Origin of the sequence: Clostridium sp. OM05-9, from assembly GCF_003481465.1 — a bacterium.
Taxonomy (GTDB): Bacteria; Bacillota; Clostridia; order Lachnospirales; family Lachnospiraceae; genus Coprococcus; species Coprococcus ammoniilyticus.
This window is the reverse complement of sequence record NZ_QULF01000003.1, coordinates 193,554-212,511: the sequence shown is the minus strand read 5'-3', so window position 1 is coordinate 212,511 and position 18,958 is coordinate 193,554. Positions and strand designations below refer to the sequence as shown.

General features: G+C 43.6%; 16 protein-coding genes. 2 read left to right on the top strand and 14 right to left on the bottom strand.

Features of this window, described 5'->3' with window-relative positions:
* Positions 1–13 precede the first annotated feature (13 nt).
* The 9 genes from DXB77_RS06465 to DXB77_RS06425 form a co-directional block, all read right to left on the bottom strand.
* Positions 14–1,543 carry a C69 family dipeptidase gene (locus tag DXB77_RS06465; protein ID WP_117808597.1) on the bottom strand — a complete coding sequence of 510 codons (1,530 nt, stop codon included), beginning with the start codon at positions 1,541–1,543 and terminating at the stop codon, positions 14–16.
* A 40-nt stretch (positions 1,544–1,583) separates the two neighbouring features.
* Entirely contained in the window at positions 1,584–2,381 is a 798-nt protein-coding gene (locus tag DXB77_RS06460; RefSeq protein ID WP_117808598.1) for an HAD family hydrolase, read from the bottom strand.
* Between the two features lie 67 nt (positions 2,382–2,448).
* On the bottom strand, positions 2,449–3,933 hold the full coding sequence (locus DXB77_RS06455) for an AAA family ATPase (protein ID WP_117808599.1): 1,485 nt from the start codon (positions 3,931–3,933) through the stop codon (positions 2,449–2,451).
* 106 nt (positions 3,934–4,039) lie between these two features.
* Positions 4,040–4,795: an exodeoxyribonuclease III gene (locus DXB77_RS06450; RefSeq protein WP_117808600.1), complete on the bottom strand. Its 756-nt coding sequence runs from the start codon at positions 4,793–4,795 to the stop codon at positions 4,040–4,042.
* A 232-nt stretch (positions 4,796–5,027) separates the two neighbouring features.
* Positions 5,028–6,548, bottom strand: coding sequence for a glycoside hydrolase family 32 protein (locus DXB77_RS06445; RefSeq protein WP_117808601.1), 1,521 nt, complete (start codon positions 6,546–6,548; stop codon positions 5,028–5,030).
* Positions 6,549–6,559: 11 nt separating this feature from the next.
* The gene (locus DXB77_RS06440; protein ID WP_117808602.1) at positions 6,560–7,120 is read right to left on the bottom strand and encodes a GNAT family N-acetyltransferase; all 561 of its coding nucleotides are present in this window, start codon (positions 7,118–7,120) and stop codon (positions 6,560–6,562) included.
* 153 nt (positions 7,121–7,273) lie between these two features.
* Positions 7,274–7,498: an aspartate dehydrogenase gene (locus tag DXB77_RS06435; RefSeq protein WP_117808603.1), complete on the bottom strand. Its 225-nt coding sequence runs from the start codon at positions 7,496–7,498 to the stop codon at positions 7,274–7,276.
* Between the two features lie 26 nt (positions 7,499–7,524).
* On the bottom strand, positions 7,525–8,109 hold the full coding sequence (locus DXB77_RS06430; protein WP_179960547.1) for a M48 family metallopeptidase: 585 nt from the start codon (positions 8,107–8,109) through the stop codon (positions 7,525–7,527).
* Between the two features lie 146 nt (positions 8,110–8,255).
* Positions 8,256–9,812 (bottom strand): ABC-F family ATP-binding cassette domain-containing protein, encoded by a 1,557-nt coding sequence (locus tag DXB77_RS06425; protein ID WP_008402300.1) that lies wholly within the window; start codon positions 9,810–9,812, stop codon positions 8,256–8,258.
* Positions 9,813–10,174: 362 nt separating this feature from the next.
* Here DXB77_RS06425 and DXB77_RS06420 point away from each other — a divergent pair, with 362 nt between their 5' ends.
* On the top strand, positions 10,175–11,119 hold the full coding sequence (locus tag DXB77_RS06420) for a GTP-binding protein (protein ID WP_117808605.1): 945 nt from the start codon (positions 10,175–10,177) through the stop codon (positions 11,117–11,119).
* 111 nt (positions 11,120–11,230) lie between these two features.
* Positions 11,231–12,718 (top strand): DUF1846 domain-containing protein, encoded by a 1,488-nt coding sequence (locus tag DXB77_RS06415; RefSeq protein ID WP_117808606.1) that lies wholly within the window; start codon positions 11,231–11,233, stop codon positions 12,716–12,718.
* 79 nt (positions 12,719–12,797) lie between these two features.
* Here DXB77_RS06415 and DXB77_RS06410 read toward each other — a convergent pair whose 3' ends face one another.
* From DXB77_RS06410 to DXB77_RS06390, 5 genes are read right to left on the bottom strand one after another with little or no spacing between them, the layout of a single operon-like run.
* Positions 12,798–13,367, bottom strand: coding sequence for a DUF6553 family protein (locus tag DXB77_RS06410; RefSeq protein ID WP_117808607.1), 570 nt, complete (start codon positions 13,365–13,367; stop codon positions 12,798–12,800).
* 24 nt (positions 13,368–13,391) lie between these two features.
* Complete coding sequence (locus tag DXB77_RS06405) at positions 13,392–14,432, bottom strand: galactose ABC transporter substrate-binding protein (protein ID WP_117808608.1); 1,041 nt, start codon at positions 14,430–14,432, stop codon at positions 13,392–13,394.
* Positions 14,425–15,399, bottom strand: a complete 975-nt coding sequence (locus tag DXB77_RS06400) for a substrate-binding domain-containing protein (protein WP_117808609.1) — start codon at positions 15,397–15,399, stop codon at positions 14,425–14,427. Before DXB77_RS06400 ends, DXB77_RS06405 begins: the two co-directional genes overlap by 8 nt.
* On the bottom strand, positions 15,386–17,281 hold the full coding sequence (locus DXB77_RS06395) for a sensor histidine kinase (protein ID WP_173783647.1): 1,896 nt from the start codon (positions 17,279–17,281) through the stop codon (positions 15,386–15,388). The genes DXB77_RS06400 and DXB77_RS06395 overlap by 14 nt, the downstream gene beginning before the upstream one ends.
* Positions 17,282–17,300: 19 nt before the next feature.
* Complete coding sequence (locus DXB77_RS06390; protein ID WP_117808610.1) at positions 17,301–18,905, bottom strand: response regulator; 1,605 nt, start codon at positions 18,903–18,905, stop codon at positions 17,301–17,303.
* Positions 18,906–18,958 lie beyond the last annotated feature (53 nt).

Below are 18,958 nucleotides of genomic sequence, written 5' to 3'. Positions count from 1 at the left end.
CTATGCCGATGCCTTAAGCATCCGATCTCGCATAAGAATTCTTCATCTGATTACTCAGTTCATATAAGACTTTGGAAAGCGTATTACCGGTCTCTTTCCGGAGGATATCTGCCATTTCCTGATTGGCCTGCTCTCGAAGCGCACTTCGTTTACCGACATCCGGTTCTTTTTCTATCTGCTCATCGTATCGGTTGATCACCTCATGCCCTTTCGCAAGCATGGTTTCCTGATACCGTTCGATATGAAACAGCGACTTGCTGTAAGATGCATCTGCCATCGCTGCGATCATCCGGCTGTTCCAGTAGAAATTATCGGTAGATACATCAGCGGTCGTGTTCGCCAGATATTCCGGTGTTGTGTCCACATTTGCATAAAATGGCACCATGACATTAAACGCATTTGAAGCAAATGCCACCCACTCGATCACACGGCTGTCCTCTGCTCCATATGGTCGCATCTGGATCGCAGACATGAAATCAGTCCGGTTAACGCCGATGGAACGATATGCACCTGCCATCTTCTTATCTCCATATGGAAGATATGGGTCATATGGTGTTCCCTGATAATGCGAGGACAACACATATTTGACATCCTCCATCGTCACCTTATACTCCGGAATCAGACTCCATGGAATGTCGTCCGATACCGGTGTGTAATCTGCATTTTCACCATCCCAGCGGTACGTCTTCGGATTCAGGTACCGCTCCATAAACCATGCTCTTGGCGTATTGTAGACATGATCCGAATCATCATGGCTGCCAAATATCTCTCTTGGATTAATGAATCTACCAAACGGCAGATCCGCATCTTCGTCCTTACGTTCTGTGCTTCTTCTAATAGTCAGATCCAGATGATTCTTCTCGATAAATTCCGCCAGATCTTTTGAGCACATATGTGCGTTCTGATCCGTTAATGCATCCTTCATATCAAATACATCCGTGCCGAACTGATTCGGCATCACAACATAGACATCATCCGGCACTTTCTTCGCGATCCAGTGATGTCCTCCGATCGTCTCCATCCACCAGATCTCATCCTGATCCTGGAATGCGATTCCATTCATCTCGTAGGTTCCGTACGTTTCAAGCAGATTTCCAAGACGTTCTACACCTGCTCTCGCACTTCTTATATATGGGAGTACCAGACAGACAATATCTTCTTCTCCGATTCCGCCCGATATTTCTTCGTTTCCGTTCTCTGCCGGCTGATACTCGACCAGAGGATCTGCACCGAGCACTCTCGGATTCGATGTAATGGTTTCGGTCGCTGTCATTGCAACATGGGCTGCATTTACACCGCTTGCCGCCCAGATGCCCTCACCATCGACTGCATTTGGCATCGAGGTATAGCGCATCGCTTCTTCCGGAAGCGGAATTTCCAGATGCGCCAGAACCGAATGGTAGATCTTTGGCTGTTCTTCCGGTTCTACGACTACAAATTTCTTCGGCATATAATGACCGGATCCTGAATCATCGTTTCTGGCAATGATCGTTGATCCATCATAGGATGCCTTCTTTCCAACTAATATCGTTGTACATGCCATCAGGCTTCACTCCTTTTTCAATCACAACTACTGTCTAAGTTTATTTTAACAGCTGCTCCTTTAACACCTTGATCACACCCTGATTGCGCATCGTATCTGCTACATGGGCTGCTACCTGCTTTACCTCATCTCTGGCACTTCCGATCGCATAGCTTTCCTTTGCACAGGCAAGCATACCAAGGTCATTGATATTATCACCAAATACCATAACTTCATCCGGTTTGATCTCATATTTATCAAGCAGAAACTGTAATGCACTTCCCTTGTTGATCGATGGTTCCGAACAGTCTACCCAGTAAACTCCGGCAGGTGCCAGTAGAATGGTATCCTTCCATTTGTCATAAAACCAGTCTTTTACGATCCGCTCTGCATCCTCCGGGTGAAATATCGAGATCTTCACGATATCATCATTAATATCGGTAAGATCCGGCACTGCCTTGATCTCATAGCGATATGCTTCCCGCATCCAGTTATACAGTCGTCCATCCTCGCTTCCAACATAGGCATAATCCCTTCCACAGAGCAACAGCTCTACATCCGGCAGCTTCTCTGCATCCTCCACGATCGCACGGATCAGGTCTTTCTCCATCGGACGTTTGAGCCATGTTTCGCCCTTGCTTCCTCTGACAAATCCGCCATTATCCGGGATATATAAGATCTGATCTGCAACCGGTGCAAATAACTTCTTAAGGCTCGCATACTGCCTGCCGCTTGCTGCTACAAAAGTTATATTCTTTTCTTTTAATGCCTTTATTACATCATAGATCTCAGGATTGATCTCAAATGTTCCGTCAGGAACAAGAGTTCCATCCACGTCACTTGCTACTAATTTTATCATTTTTACTTACGCTCCATTTTCATTTAACTAAAAACAGCCGTCCGGCAACATTCCTACAGGAAATCTCCTACAGGAACAAATGTCTCACGCCCTCCGCGTCAAAGGTCACCTGTGGTACATGATCTACCTCGATCTGGTAGAGTGCATTTGCTGCCAGATGCTCGGCTGCCTGCTCCAGATCACGGATACCGGAGGTATTCTTGAATTCTTCTATGACCGCATCCAGCCCATCCTCTGTAATGATACATTCATTCTCTTTCAGACCGATCCGCTTCAATACCTTTGGCAATGCAAATTTACTGAAAATGATCTTCTTTTCTTCAAAGGTATAATCCGGTATGTCGATAACCGCAAAACGTGACATCAATGGCGCACTGATATCTTCTTTATTATTTGCCGTTGCGATCGGATATACGCCAACGGTCGGGATCATACACTCCATATAGTTATCTGTAAATCCAAGATTATCAAGCAGGGTCAGAAGTACATCCGCGGGATTTCCATTTCCCTTTCCGGATGCAGCCTTATCAAGCTCATTGATAATAAATACCAGATTGGATTCTCCTGCGATCGAGAATGCTTCCATGATGATACCCGGCTTTGCATTTGCATAGATTCTGGAGCTTCCTGTAAGCTGCTCCGGATCATTGATCGAACTCATATCAAGGGTTGTCCATGGCAGTTTCAGAATACGGGCAACCGCATACGCGATCTGTGATTTTCCGGTACCGGCAGGTCCGACCAACAGAAGTCCATAAGCAGGAAGGGTATGAGTTCGGTTGATCTGGATAACCGTCTCCATGATCCTCTGCTTTACACGTTCCATTCCATATAATTCTTCATCCAGAATCCGTCTTGCTTCAACCGGATCGATCGCTTCAAAATAATTGCTCTTCCACTGAATATTCATCATGATCGAGAGTGCTCTCTGTGCATGACGACGCTCCTCCGGTGACACCTCGTTTGATCTGGCAACAGCAAGATTTCTTCTCGCCCAGAGACGGATATTATCCGGCATCGTTCTGCCCGCACATGTCATAAAATCAGAAATGCTCTGAAGACTGGTCAGCTTCATATCGTCGCCTTCCTCGTCTGCATCGTCATCCTCCTCGACTTCCTCTGATGCTGTACTTGCAAGCAGTCGTTCGATCATAAACTGTAAAAATCCATCTGCCGCAGATAACTTGGTTCCGCCACCAAATGCTGTCTCTCGGATTCTGTATACTGCATATCCGTCTTCCAGATTTTTACCGGACAGACGTACACTGATATGATTTTCTCCCAGCCATTTGATCAGACTGACAAATCTGGAATCAATCTTTAAAATATCTGCTGAAAATGTCTCCCCATTTTCCTTGAATTCAAAAGTAGTACGCTTTGCCGGATTTGTAAAAACGCCCAGCGCATGATGGATCCACTGTCTCTCACTGTTATCTAACACCAGAATCGGTTCCTCCGGTGTCTTTTCCTTTGCATTTGACTGAAATGCCGTATAGGTACAAACCGTATCCTCATTCTTTACCGGTTTATCACTGAAATCAAAAACTGGCATATATAATTTCTCCTTTTATCATTTTTTCTATTCTTCTACACCCGCAAGTGCTGTAATCTGTGCTTTTTCTCCTGTCAGTAAACATTTATTCTTATAAATGGCACCGTTACAGGTCAATATCAAGTTCTACCGGACAATGATCGGAACCCAACACCTCTGTATGGATCTTTGCATCCACAAGTCTGGATTCCAGAACCTTTGAGGTCAAAAAATAGTCGATCCGCCATCCGGCATTCTTCTCTCTTGCCTTAAAACGGTAAGACCACCAGGAATAAATGCCTTCTGCGTCCGGATTAAAAAAACGAAACGTATCAATAAATCCACTGTCAAGCAGGGTGCTGAATTTTTCTCTTTCCTCATCTGTAAATCCGGCGTTCTTACGATTGGTCTTTGGATTTTTCAGATCGATCTCTGTATGTGCCACATTCATATCCCCACATACTACCACCGGCTTTGTCTGTTCCAACTGCTTCAGATACTCTCTGAAATCATCCTCCCACTTCATACGATAGTCCAGTCTGGCAAGCTCATTCTGTGAATTTGGCGTATATACAGTGACCATATAAAAATTATCATATTCGAGTGTGATGACTCGTCCCTCATGGTCGTGTTCTTCTATACCGATTCCATATGCCACTGACAACGGCTCTTTCTTTGCGAAAATAGCAGTTCCGGAATATCCCTTTTTCTCTGCATAATTCCAATATTGATAATAACCCGGAAGCTCCAGTTGAAGCTGTCCTTCCTGCATTTTTGATTCCTGAATACAAAAAATATCTGCATCTGCCTCTTTAAAGAAATCCATAAAATTCTTTCCAACACATGCGCGAATTCCGTTCACATTCCACGATATCATCTTCATTGTAGTGCTTCCTCCTGTCTGATCTATATACATAAAAAGACCATCCGCTACCTTCTGAAAGCTCCGCTCTGCCTACGCAATAGAAAAAAGAGTCATGGGTAATACGGCAAATGCCGCACTTATTTCTAAACGAATGGTCATGTTTATTATACTACATGTGGTTTATCCGTCAAATAAATTCATTGCATTGTCGGTATTTCAGATTACTATATCTATAACCGGTATCAGAATTTTATCTGTTCATCGGAATCTCAATATCGAACTTTTTTATATCGATTATCGCATTTCCATCACAGAAAAACGAAATGCCATCTGCTGTCTGCGGCGTATAAATTGCTGTACTCATTGACAACTCTCCGTCATTCACAAACAGTTCTACCGAATTGCGGTCAAGAATAAACCGTAATGTTATCTGCTCTGATTCTGATTCTACCTCTGCCCGCCTGATGCAGGCTACATCCCGGTTCATTCCGGCAAATGTCCGGTCAACTTCGATCTCCCGTTTTCTTCTGTTATATGTAATTCTGGTATAATGCTCTGCATCTTTTGCTACATCAATGTAAAACTCCTGAAATTCACCGGATTTTATTGTTACTGTCATATCCAGCGTTCTTCCCTCTATCCCATCAAAGTTCTGTCCGCCTTCTACCTTTTCATTCGAATAGGAAACCGGCCGAACCCGATATTGCTCCAGTTCTTTCACAGGCTTCTGGATGATCCTGCCATCTGACAGATATAATTCTCTTGGAATTGTCATCATGCCCTGCCACTCCTGTCCATCCGGGATAAATGAATTATGCCATGACTGCATCCATGCGATCAGGATTCTCCTTCCATCCGGAAGTTCTGTCGTCTGTGATGCATAAAAATCCAGACCTTTATCAAGTGTATGTGGCTGCCCCATTTGAAACTGCTTTTTTGCATGATCATATGTTCCAACAACATAGATCGCATTATTACCATTATGCAGTTCATTTCCCTGCGCCTGTACATCAGGTGGTGAAAACAACAGCACATCTTTTCCGTCTAACCTGAAATAATCCGGACATTCCCATACGCTTCCTAACCGTTCCATGTGCTCTGCAAATACACCTCCATATTTCCAACAACCTGCTGCTTTCTCAAAGGCTTCTGTCTCCTGTTCGGTAAGCTCTGTTTTTTCCAGATATTGATATATTTCAGAATTTGAAAATAACGCGATCATTCCTTTATTCTGAGCATCCCGGCTGCAGGTCAGCATATAGTAAATACCATCTTCTTCCCATACCTTCGGATCTCTGAAATCAATATGGCTGAATCCCTCCGGCATCACCGCTCCTGTGAGAACAGGATTGTTCTTCAGCTTCTTATAACCTACACCATCTCCAACTGCCATACACTGATTCTGAAGATTGCAGCCACCATTCTTATCTTTACTGACTCCTGTATAAAACAGCACATGTCCAAGATTTGTCATAACTGCCGAACCGGAAAAGCATCCTTCCTCATCATATTCCATATCCGGTGCAAGTGCCGTCGGATACTGCTTCCAACTTATCATATCTTCACTTACCTGATGCCCCCAATGCATCGGTCCCCATACATTGCTATATGGATGATATTGATAAAACAAATGGATTTGTCCCTTATATACTGAAAATCCATTGGGATCATTCATCCAGCCGATCGGTGGTGTCACATGAAATAACGGTCTTTTATCAGCATCAACTTCATATTCTTTTTCATATTTTCTGGCTACTTCTAATGTATGCATATTCTTTCTCCTTATCCAAGCTCCAACGCTGTCTTTGCAATCGCCTCCGGGATACCCTTTCCCAGTTTACACGTCATCTCATGCCACTGTTCGCCGCCCCACGAAGAAACCGACATGCCGTTATCCTCGTATCCCATCTTCCGGTACATGGCAACCTTGGATTCCAGGCAGGTAAGGATCAGTCGCTTTCGTCCATTCTGTCTTTCCCTGTTCTTATAACATTCCATCATCTCGGAAGCCAGCCCGATCCTGCGGTATTCCGGCAGGACATCAACACCAAGGATCATTACATTTTCTCCGGCAGGATCATACAGATCTGCATTCTGAAAGAATTCATCACGCAAAACCGTTTCATTTGTAGACAGCCCATTAATAAATCCTGCAATCTTACCTGTCGCTTTATCTACCGCAACCAGAAACATTTCCGGTGCCTTCTCTACACGCAAATACATCATCTCTGGAGTACATGCCTCATTCGAAGGAAAACAGATCCGTTCGATCTCTGCTGTTTGCTCTGCTTCATTCTTTTTAATATTTCGGAACTCAAATCTTACTAAATTTTCCTGTGTCACTGTTAAACTCCTTTTTGCTATTTGTTATGAACTCTGTATTATAGATAATATAGGAACTATTTTTTCAGGAGGTACTATTATGGGTATTAAAGACATCGATATAAACAAAGACGGGGTTACACTCGGCGATCATATTGAAAACATGAAAGAAAATCAATATATCTTTGGAATCTCCGCATTCTGCGGGATTCCATATTTTTTCCGGAAGACTTTCAGATCTTCTTTTCCACGGATCAACATGACATCTTCAAATGTCCCGTTATGAATATCCTGAAAACCTGCGACCTGCTCACCGGTGCAGATGCTGCATTTGATGACCGGTCGTTTTTTCTGACTATCATATGATGCCTGCTCTTTCTTTTTTCGAAATAATCCCATATTAAACTTCCTTTACATTTCAGGTTTTAATTCGCCAGTTGATATTCTTTTAACTGCTTCCGTCTCGCTCTATAGTCCGGGCAATACCGCGCTACCTCTGACCAGAATTCTTTGGAATGATTCATATGACGTCTATGTGCCAGCTCATGCACTACCACATAGTCAAGTAATTCATCCGTCAGATAATATAACTGATAATTAAAATTCACATTTCCGGCACTGCTGCAGCTTCCCCATCTGGTCTTCTGGTTGCGGATCGTGATGCGCCCAACTGTCACCTGCATAACCGCACAATAATACTTTACCCGATCTGCTATCTTATCCTTGATCTTCTGAATCTCTGCATCTGATAACGCATCCACAGATGGAACCTTAATTTTCGTTCGTGCATCCGCACGCTTTTTTACCTGATCCACCTTCTTTAAGATCCAATCCTGTTGTTTCTCTATAAATGCTTTTAATTCCCAGTCAGATAATCTCGCCGGAATCCTTGCAAGTACCGTTCCATCCGGTCGCACCTCCAGACCAAGACTTTTTCTCCCGGATCTTATAACCTGTACCCGGATGTTTTCATTTGTCACTTTGTCATTCAGTATTATCTCTGTCAGCATATTTATAGCCGTCTATATTCCTACGAATTGTAGACGTTCTTCACCTCATATTTATAACTTCATTTCTCATACTAAACTATATGTGCTATCAATTACAGACAGCCTTATATTTTCTACATAAAAACTGCCTGCAATACCTTTCTTTATTACAGTGTCAGCACACTGTACTCTTCCAGATTCCACACCTTTGTCACGATATCCGAATAGAACTCCGGCTCATGGCAGACTAACAAAACCGAACCGTGATAGTCTTTCAATGCTCGCTTCAATTCGTCCTTTGCATCCACATCCAGATGGTTTGTCGGCTCATCGAGGATCAACAGATTCGTCTCCTGATTGATCAGTTTACACAGGCGTACCTTTGCCTGCTCACCACCGCTTAATACCTTTACCTTACTCTCGATATGCTTGGTTGTCAGTCCGCATTTAGCAAGTGCCGATCGCACCTCATACTGTGAAAATCCCGGAAATTCCTGCCAGATTTCTTCCAGACAGGTATTTTCTGTTCCGGCCATTTCCTGTTCAAAATAACCTTTATACAGATAATCACCCAGATGTACCGTACCGGATATCGGCTTGATGATTCCAAGCAAACTCTTAAGCAGCGTACTCTTTCCTATACCATTTGTACCAACGATCGCGATCTTTTCTCCACGCTCCATTCGCAGGTTGATCGGTTTGGAAAGTGGTGCCTGTTTGTCATACCCGATCACCAGATCCTCAGTTTCAAATAACATCTTGCCCGGTGTTCTCGCTTCCTTAAAATAAAATTCCGGCTTCGGGCGCTCCCTGGCAAGTTCTATCACATCCATCTTGTCCAGCTTCTTCTGTCTGGACATCGCCATATTTCTTGTGGCAACACGCGCTTTATTTCTGGCAACGAAATCCTTCAGCTCGCTGATCTCCTGCTGCTGTTTCCGGTAAGCAGCCTCCTGCTGTGCCTTTCTCGCCTCGTATACTTCCAAGAATTTGTCATAGTTGCCGACATAGCGGTTCAACTCCTGATTCTCCATATGATAGATGATATTTACGACATCATTTAAAAATGGAATATCATGGCTGATCAGGATGAATGCGTTCTCATACTCCTGCAGATACCGTTTCAGCCATTCGATATGTTCTGCATCCAGATAGTTTGTCGGCTCATCAAGCAACAGAATCTCCGGCTTCTCAAGTAACAGCTTTGCAAGCAAAACCTTGGTACGCTGACCACCGCTCAGATCTGTTACGTCATGATCCAGTCCAAGTTCCAGAAGCCCCAGCGCTCTCGCTACCTGTTCCGTCTTGGCATCGATCATATAGAAATCATGATTTGTCAGAAGATCCTGCAACGTGCCGACTTCCTCCATCATTTCCATGATCTCATCATCCGTTGCATCCGCCATGCTGTCATAAATCTGGTTGATCTTCTCCTCCATCTCAAACAGATAAGAAAATGCTGACTTCAACACAGATTCGATCGTCATTCCCTTTTCCAGCACCGCATGCTGATCCAGATAGCCAACACGCACATGCTTGTTCCATTCCACCTTACCTTCATCCGGCGCAAGTGTTCCTGTCACAATATTCATAAAGGTACTTTTACCTTCACCATTTGCTCCAACCAGTCCGATATGTTCACCGGCAAGCAGCCGGAAAGATACATTATTGAAAATGGCTCTGTCTCCAAAACCATGTGTCAAATTTTCTACATTTAAAATCATTCGTCTTACCCTTTTCCGTTTATTTCGTGATAAGGTTACTATACCTTATGGATGGGATTCAGACAAGATAACTTTTCCCATTCCTTCGATTTTCTTTTTCCCCCACCTATGCTAGAATGTGATTGCAGATGGTATTCGTGTGTGCACTTATCTACTTCTATATTTGTGTATCCTTAACATTCCCAATCAGGGGACGCTTCCGCTCGTTTCGGTCTGCAGCGGTACTAAGATGCCACTTATGTGCCATCAAGTACCGGCGACCTCAAATGCCCCTGTATTGGCAAGTTAAGATACACAAATAACATATAGGTTACGAATGCACACACGAATATCATCTGCAAATACAGCAAGAGGTGATTTTTATGATTCAGATAGATTTGATCACCGGATTCTTAGGCTCCGGTAAAACTACTTTTATAAGGAAATATGCCAAATACCTGATCGATCAGGGCTTAAATATCGGCATTCTTGAAAACGATTTTGGTGCAGTGAATGTCGATGCCATGCTGTTACAGGATATCCTTGGTGATAACTGTACACTGGAAATGGTTGCCGGCGGTTGTGATGCCGACTGTCACCGCAGACGATTCAAAACCAAGCTGATCGCAATGGGAATGTGTGGTTATGACCGCGTTCTGGTAGAGCCATCCGGCATCTTCGATATGGATGAATTCTTTGATGCCCTGCACGAAGATCCGCTTGACCGTTGGTACACGATTGGAAATGTTATCACGATCATCGATGCCACACTGGAGCAGAATCTCTCCGAAGCTTCCCGTTATCTTCTGGCTTCTCAGGTGGCACAGGCCGGCACTGTCTTATACAGTCATTCACAGGAAGTCACACCGGAACAGTTAACCTCTACCAAAGATTATGTAAAACAGTCATTTGACATTCTGCATTCTAAGTCCACGCCAAAGCAGATAGTTCTGGAAAAGGACTGGAAAGATCTGACCGATGAAGACTATAAAGCGATCCTCTCATCCGGCTATCAGGATGCCAATTATACGAAACTCTGGTTTGACGACAAACAGACCTACGACAGTCTGTACTTCATGAATATGGATTTTACAGAGGATTTCTTAAAAGAAAGCTGCCAGAAAATCCTGCTCGATCCAGCCTGTGGTAAGGTCTTCCGGATTAAAGGATTCCAGAAGCTCGCTGATGGAAGCTGGATATCCATCAACGTCACACACCAGAAGACCGAGATTGAGCCGATCCCAAATGGACAGGCAATCCTGATTGTCATCGGCGAAGGGTTGAATCAGGAAGCTATAGAAGGATATTGGGGAAAATCGAAGCCTTGAGCAAATTTTCTCTATATTTTCTCCCCTCTCTGTGGTATTCTCTTATAGGGCACTTCATTTTCTTAAGTGTCTTCCGTATATTGATTAATTTACGAAGGAGAATTTCAAAAAATGAAACGCATTGGCTTCGACAATGACAAGTACCTGTCCATGCAGTCTGCGCACATCAGGGAACGTATCGAACAATTTGGAGATAAACTGTATCTGGAATTTGGCGGCAAATTATTTGACGACTATCATGCCTCCCGCGTACTTCCGGGATTTGCACCGGACAGCAAATTACAGATGCTCTTACAGCTTGCAGATCAGGCAGAAATGATCATCTCGATCAACGCCGCCGATATCGAGCGCAATAAGATCCGTCACGATCTGGGAATCACATACGATCAGGATGTTATCCGTCTGATCGATGTATATAAAAAGAAAGGGCTGTATGTCAGCAGCGTGGTTATCACACGATATGCCGGACAGCCATCTGCCGATATTTTCCAGAAGAAACTGGAAGCGATCGGCATCAAGGTCTACCATCACTATTCCATCGAGGGTTATCCGAATAACATTGACTATATCGTAAGTGATGAAGGCTATGGAAAAAATGATTATGTAGAGACAACCCGTCCGCTTGTCATTGTTACCGCACCGGGTCCGGGAAGCGGCAAGATGGCGACCTGTCTGTCACAGCTGTACCATGAGAACAAGCGTGGCATCAAGGCCGGCTATGCCAAATTTGAGACTTTTCCGATCTGGAATATCCCACTTAAGCATCCAGTCAATCTGGCTTATGAAGCTGCTACCGCAGACTTAAATGATGTCAACATGATCGATCCTTTCCATCTGGAAGCTTATGGTGAAACAACCGTCAATTACAACCGTGATATCGAGATCTATCCGGTTCTGGCTTCCATGTTCGAAGGAATCTATGGATACTGTCCATACAAATCTCCAACCGATATGGGTGTAAATATGGCGGGAAACTGCATCATTGACGACGAAGCCTGCAGAGAAGCGTCCAAGCAGGAAATTATCAGACGATATTACCAGTCTCTGAACCGTTTCGTCAAAGACGAAGCGACCAAAGACGAAGTATACAAACAGGAACTTATCATGAATCAGGCGAAGATCACAGTCAACGACCGCGCTGTTGTTCCGGTTGCAAATAACCTTGCACAGGAAAACGGTTCAGCCGCCGCAGCCTTAGAACTGCCGGACGGAACGATCGTTACCGGTTCCACTTCCGATCTGCTCGGTCCTGCATCTGCTGTATTATTAAATGCAATTAAGGTACTTGGAAATATTGATAAAAATACACATCTGATCTCACGTACCTTTATAGAACCGATCCAGCACTTAAAGACCGGATACCTTGGCAGCAAGAATCCTCGTCTTCATACCGACGAAGTTCTGATCGCATTATCCATGTGTGCTGTATCCGATCCAAATGCAAAGCATGCATTGGAACAGCTTCCAAAGCTGTCCGGCTGCCAGCTCCATGTATCATCGATCCTGTCCACAGTCGACATGACAACCTTTAAGAAGCTCGGCATTGAACTTACAAACGAAGCCGTATACGAAGGTGCTGCTACGCAGGAGAATGCATAGAGAATCATAAAAAAGCCAGATAAACACAATAATTAATGTTTATCTGGCTTTTTTGCCCTATAACGCTCTTTTTACACCCCTACTTCTTCAGAAAATGCTCCCGGTTCGGGAATTCCTGTCGAAAGGCTTCAAGTGCTGCCTGTTGGAATACCGCAAACTCCTTATCCATATGAAGCATATGCGGTGTGGCAAATGCGATCGTGCTGACCTGATCTGCGATCTTCTTTGCTACACTTTCATCGGATAACTGCCCCATGCCAAATACAACAGAAGTAAATCCACGTCCGTTCTTGCTGACACCGATCAGCTTCAGGAAAGCATTTTTAATCTCATAAAATATCATTTCCTGCTTCTCGATATCCAGATTGTCATAGTTTCCGAGGAATAAACCTGTCAGGACTTCCGCAGCCTGCTTTCTTTTCTGTGCGCCAAGGCTCATGCCGCCACCTTCTGCGATATATTTCATCTGCATCAGATAGCCCACAAATGCATCATTCTTTGGTTTTCGTTTGCCATACCGGGCAATCCAGAGCTTCTCTCGAAATGCGTCCAATTCGTCCTTTGGATCTCCTGTATGTTCTTTTAGAAATGCCTGTCGTTTCTCAGCATCAATTTCATTATAAAAAGATTCAATCCATATATCCTGCATACCTGCAAACCTCCTGTTGCATAGCTATTTTTGCAAAAATTCATCCACATTATCGACATCGACCTTACGATACTGTGCCATATAATACCGTTCATCCTCAAGTCCTAATACGCTCACATCATTTCCACGGAACAAGGCTACTGCAATCAGTGCAATCTTTCTTGCCTGTGCTTCTCTGTCATTATAGACAGTTCCTTGCATAGTGCCCAGCCGAACAGCTTCCAGCGCATCATCTAATCCATCGATACCAAAGATGACCGGATAATCACTCTGCATATATCCGGCATTCTTATAAGCCTCGACTGCACCGAGTGCCATCTCATCATTATTGGAAATAAGCATTTCTATCTGATCCCCATATTGACTGATCAACCGGCTCATTCGGTTCTCTGCCTGTGCGCGGTTCCAGTCTGCAAACTGATAGGTCAGTTTCTCAAGCTTCACACCATTTTCAAGAATGGTCTTTACCGAACAGTCTGTCCGGCTGATCGCATCCTGATGTCCGGCTTCACCCTCTAAGAGTACATACTGGATCTTACCATCCTGATTGCGATCCACCTCCGGATGATTCTTTATATATTCCGCAGCAATCTCCCCCTGCATCTCGCCGGACTGTGCTGCATCACATCCGACATAATACAGCTTATCCCATTGCAGCAGATCCTCTCTTACCGGCTCTCTGTTAAAGAAAATCACCGGAATATTATTCTGTCTTGCGAGTCTTATAATATTTGACGGAGCAGTTCGATCGACCAGATTTACACAAAGCACATCGCATCCGGCATCGATCATTTCCTCCACCACTTCATCCTGCTCCTGCTGACTGTTATCTCCGCTTCTGACTGATACGATAACCTTCATATCACTTGCTTCTAATGCTTTCAGATCCTCCTTCAATATATCTGTCATTGCATTGATAAACGGATCATCCGGCGTATACGTAACAACGCCGACCCGCAGAGTTCTGTCTTTCTGATTTTTCCTGCTGTCGCAGGATACCAGAGACATCATAACTGCCAATATGCATATACAGGCTATTATTTTTCTTATTTTCTTTCTATTCATACGAATATAAAAACCTTTCTGTCTCTTCCGAAAACAGGTCATCCTTATAGATTACCCGTATCGCTTCTTCATGACTTTTTAATGTATATAATGGTCGTCCAAGTTTCTTTGCGAGCTCATTTACACTCTCATAACCGATGCTGTACCCATCCGGCACAACAAGGCATTTAATCTTGTTGTAATCAAGCAGGGCTATGGATTTCATGCTTGTACCTACCCCATATATTTCTGCCCCTTTATAATACCCATTTTCAGCATTTTCTCCGAGTGTATCGAGAGCTTCTGTATCCATAGCTGCTATATAATCAACCGCTTCCAGAGAATCCACCGCCTTACAGGTATCTTTACCGCTATTCTGATTATATGTCCAGACAAACTCACAGTTATATCCTGCAAGTGCATCGGTAAGTCCCTTTACACGGCTGACACTTGCCTCAGTCTCTGCCCGTCCGACAATCACTCCGATCTTCTTGCCTGCCGACTTATCTGTATCATTTTTTATGATCTGCCTGCCGAGAGTATAGCCGATCTGATAGTTATCCGGCTTTATCGTTACAAATCCGGTCGATTCTGTGTCATCTGCCATATATGCATCCTCCGTTATCAGAACAAAGGTCTCTTTCTCCGCCTGCAAAGACGTAAGCATATCTTTTGTATCTGTTCCGGGAGCCGGACAGATGATAAATGCATCCACATCATTTTCAAGCTGTTCATCGATCAGCTCTTTTTCATCATCTGCACTTACGATCTCATCTGTATTACAGATGATCAAATGAATATTATTTACCTGCGCAGACTGCTTCAGTCCATTAACCAGACCTTCCCATCTGGTATTACCGGAATCCGGAAGAATAACTGCCACACGTTTCTGTGGATTATCTTCCCGAAAGATCCGGTTGATAAATATACCGGCAATGGCAACCAGGATCAGCTCTGCTATGAGGAAAGTAATTCTATTTCTCTTCATCTGTCACTCTCCCCTTTCCATAATTTTGTGTTTCAAGCTGTTCCCGATTCTCCTCTGTATATGGAATAGCCGGTATGTGGATCACAATCCTTGTACCCTCGTCCGGCTCACTGTAAACCTCCAGACCATATTCATTTCCAAACATCAACTGAATTCTGGAATGAACATTGATCAGACCGACACCTGAACCATGTTTTGGTACTTTGTTATTATCTTTTAATATATTCTCTACAATGTCCTCATTCATTCCCATACCATTATCTTCTACGGAAATATATATATCGTCGTCCTTTTTCTCTCCCCGGATCGTGATTTTGCCGCCGTCATCCTCATCCATATTCCCTACACCATAATAAATGGCATTTTCAAGAATCGGCTGAACGATCAGCTTTACTGTACAGTACTCATTAATCTCTTCATCAATATCAAATTCGATCTGAAAACGCTCCTTATATCGAACTTTTTGAATATTCATATAACTTCTGCTATGTTGGATCTCATCCGATATTCTGATCACCGTTCTGCCCTTTGACAGACTGATACGAAGCAGCTTTGCAAGCTCGGAGATCATAAACACCGCATCCAGGTTCTTCTTTGCTTCTACCATCCATGTGATGGATTCCAGGGTATTGTAGAGGAAATGCGGATTGATCTGGCTCTGCAGCGCATCCATCTCACTCTTTCTTCGTTCCGTCTGTTCCCGTATGATCTCCTGCATCAAAGCTTCGATCTGTTCATAGGATTTCTGAACGGAATATCCCAGATGACGGATCTCGGACGATCCACCGATGTAGATATCTGTCGGACCACCTGCCTCATATGCTTTGACTGATTCATTTAACTTCAGAATCGGCCTGGATATCTTCTTCGAAATAATACGGTTCACCCCTAAAAGCATCATCATAAGAATGATAACCGTTGTAATGATATAATACCGGAACCGGTTGATGCTCGCGATCTGTACACTTTCCGGTACTACACCGACCACCTTCCATCCGGTATAAGCAACACTGTTTACGATCACATTGCTTGTCCTGCCATTGAACGTAAGTTCATATGTTCCATCCTCATAGGTTGCTGCATCCCTGTATTCTTCTTTGAAATATCCTCTGTCCATATCGGTTCCGCGCGGATGATAGATCATCTGACCATCACGGCTGCACAGGTAATAATAGATGCCATTTGACGCATCATTGATCCGTGCCAATGTATCCTCTATCACCGAATATTTCATATCGACCAAAAGGACACCACTTCCCGGCTGCTCACCATCGTTAATATCAACTGAACGGCTGAGAGATACAACCCAGTAATATCGATATGTGCCATCGACAAACAGATTCTGGATATGCGGTATAGAGAAATGAATATTCTCGATATCTGCCTCTGCATCCTGATACCAGTCCTGCTCCGACGGTTCCACAGCATCCTTCTGTACCGCGACCGGTTCTGCCGTAAGAAGATTTCCTTTATCATCATATAACGCCATACTCTGGATTTTATCGGCATTAATCTCATATAACAGACTGAACTGCCGGTTAAAATCCCGACTGGAAATATCATATTCCTGAATAATATTATAATTCACCGCATTCGTAATCTGACGCACATTTAACAGATCCGCATCCAGCTTTTCAACAGTATTTTCCACCATATTTTCCGTATTCGTGACCGCAGTCTGCTTAATTGCCATCTTAAAACGATTATACAACAGCAGACCCATGATAACGGTTGTGATGATCGTCAGGGCAGTAAGCACCGTCATAATGATCGACTGAATATCAAAACCTATAAATCTGCCGTGATAAAACCACCCCCGAAGACGTCCGATAATAGAACTTTCATTTTTCTTCTTTTTATTCTTTCTTATATCCTTCAACACGCTTCCCCTTATTTACCCTTTATTTTTTCAGATGCTCCGTTCTGTATTTGGATGGCGATACCCCAAAACGCTTCTTAAATACATAACTGAAATAATTTGCATCAAGATAACCGACCCGCTCTGCAATCTGATAACTTTTCTCATTTGTTTCGAGAATCAGTTCTGCCGCATGATCCATCCGGTAATCAGTCAGATATGTTACAAATGCTTTTCCTGTCTCTTTTTTAAATACACTGGAAAAATAAGAATTCGATACTCCAAGTGCCGAGCACACGGTATCCAGGGAAAGATTCGGCTCCATATACCTGTCATGCACCAGATTCTGCGCATCCGTAACCATACGCCTCGATGTACTGTTTCTGGCATTTTTCAGCTCCTCACTGATGGCTTTTGCCGAATCGATCATCCATGCGGTTAATGTGCTTTCATCCATCTCCGGTACACGTTCGTATGGATTTCCGACATTACCGCAAAACTCATTAAAATCTATAAAATTATTAGCACAGAATCGATAAAATGCTCCCACCATCTCCATGATCGCAAGGTTATACTGGCTCACAGTCTGCGCATTATTGTGAAGCTTCTCCACTTCCTTCCGCACCGACTGTTCAAGTGTCTCCGGTACTCCCAGATGAATAGCCTTGAACAGATCATGCATCTTTGTATCCTCCGGCTGGATTAGGATCTCCTGCTCCTTCGGTGCGATCTCACCAATATTGATCGCACGGCTCGTTCCATATAACACGCGATAAGAAACTGCTTCTCTTGCTCCATCATAAGAAGAATTAATGCTGATCAGATTATCACAGACTCTTCCGATTCCCGCAGTCACAACAGCTCCCATAACACGATATGCCCATTTGCAGAATCGGTCACAGGCATCTGTAAATGCAACGACCATTTCTTCCGTTTCCAGTTCTATGATCATAAGCGCATTTCCCAGATATGTGAACATATGATTCTTCCATTCCGGTGCTAAACGATCCTTGATCTCATGCTCGACTGACATGGCAAGCAGCAATGGATTCATACCATCCGGAACATGATGCTCCGAGGTATGAAAGATCGCACAGCAATAATACGGTCCTTTTATATCGATCTGATACGCATTCAAAAATTTCTCGCAATATTCTTCATTTACACGACCCTCGATCAACGAAACAAACAGATTCGTCTGAAGCACCGGAAGGGAATCCTTTAGATAATTCTCAAGCTTTGTTACATTCAGACGTTCTTCTCTCTCCTTATCCAGCGTCTTTTTCAATCGTTTCATACATTCCGTAAGCTCCAGCGCATTGATCGGTTTCAGCATGTATTCCTCTACTTCCAGATGAACCGCTTCCTTCGCATATTCAAACTCATCAAATCCTGTAAAAATGATGATATGGATATTCTGATATTCTTTATTCAATCTTCTGGCAAGCTCCAGTCCATCCATATATGGCATCTTGATATCCGTTATCACGACATCCGGCTGCTGCTTCTCCACAAGCTCCAGTGCTTTCACACCATTTGTCGCACTTCCAACGACTTCAAATCCTAATATATCCCAATGAATTCTCTGTTCGATCGCATCGATTACTTCCACCTCGTCATCGACGAGTACCACTTTATAATTATCCATATCTCATTCCTCTTTTATTCTTTCTATCTGTTCCTTATTATAACAAATCTACG

What these genes read in the sequence shown, in the direction of transcription:
- DXB77_RS06465 (WP_117808597.1), bottom strand. Translation starts at nt 1,543, where the DNA reads ATGGCATGTACAACGATATTAGTTGGAAAGAAGGCATCCTATGATGGA.
- DXB77_RS06460 (WP_117808598.1), bottom strand. Translation starts at nt 2,381, where the DNA reads ATGATAAAATTAGTAGCAAGTGACGTGGATGGAACTCTTGTTCCTGAC.
- DXB77_RS06455 (WP_117808599.1), bottom strand. Translation starts at nt 3,933, where the DNA reads ATGCCAGTTTTTGATTTCAGTGATAAACCGGTAAAGAATGAGGATACG.
- DXB77_RS06450 (WP_117808600.1), bottom strand. Translation starts at nt 4,795, where the DNA reads ATGAAGATGATATCGTGGAATGTGAACGGAATTCGCGCATGTGTTGGA.
- DXB77_RS06445 (WP_117808601.1), bottom strand. Translation starts at nt 6,548, where the DNA reads ATGCATACATTAGAAGTAGCCAGAAAATATGAAAAAGAATATGAAGTT.
- DXB77_RS06435 (WP_117808603.1), bottom strand. Translation starts at nt 7,498, where the DNA reads ATGGGATTATTTCGAAAAAAGAAAGAGCAGGCATCATATGATAGTCAG.
- DXB77_RS06430 (WP_179960547.1), bottom strand. Translation starts at nt 8,109, where the DNA reads ATGCTGACAGAGATAATACTGAATGACAAAGTGACAAATGAAAACATC.
- DXB77_RS06425 (WP_008402300.1), bottom strand. Translation starts at nt 9,812, where the DNA reads ATGATTTTAAATGTAGAAAATTTGACACATGGTTTTGGAGACAGAGCC.
- DXB77_RS06420 (WP_117808605.1), top strand. Translation starts at nt 10,175, where the DNA reads ATGATTCAGATAGATTTGATCACCGGATTCTTAGGCTCCGGTAAAACT.
- DXB77_RS06415 (WP_117808606.1), top strand. Translation starts at nt 11,231, where the DNA reads ATGAAACGCATTGGCTTCGACAATGACAAGTACCTGTCCATGCAGTCT.
- DXB77_RS06410 (WP_117808607.1), bottom strand. Translation starts at nt 13,367, where the DNA reads ATGCAGGATATATGGATTGAATCTTTTTATAATGAAATTGATGCTGAG.
- DXB77_RS06405 (WP_117808608.1), bottom strand. Translation starts at nt 14,432, where the DNA reads ATGAATAGAAAGAAAATAAGAAAAATAATAGCCTGTATATGCATATTG.
- DXB77_RS06400 (WP_117808609.1), bottom strand. Translation starts at nt 15,399, where the DNA reads ATGAAGAGAAATAGAATTACTTTCCTCATAGCAGAGCTGATCCTGGTT.
- DXB77_RS06390 (WP_117808610.1), bottom strand. Translation starts at nt 18,905, where the DNA reads ATGGATAATTATAAAGTGGTACTCGTCGATGACGAGGTGGAAGTAATC.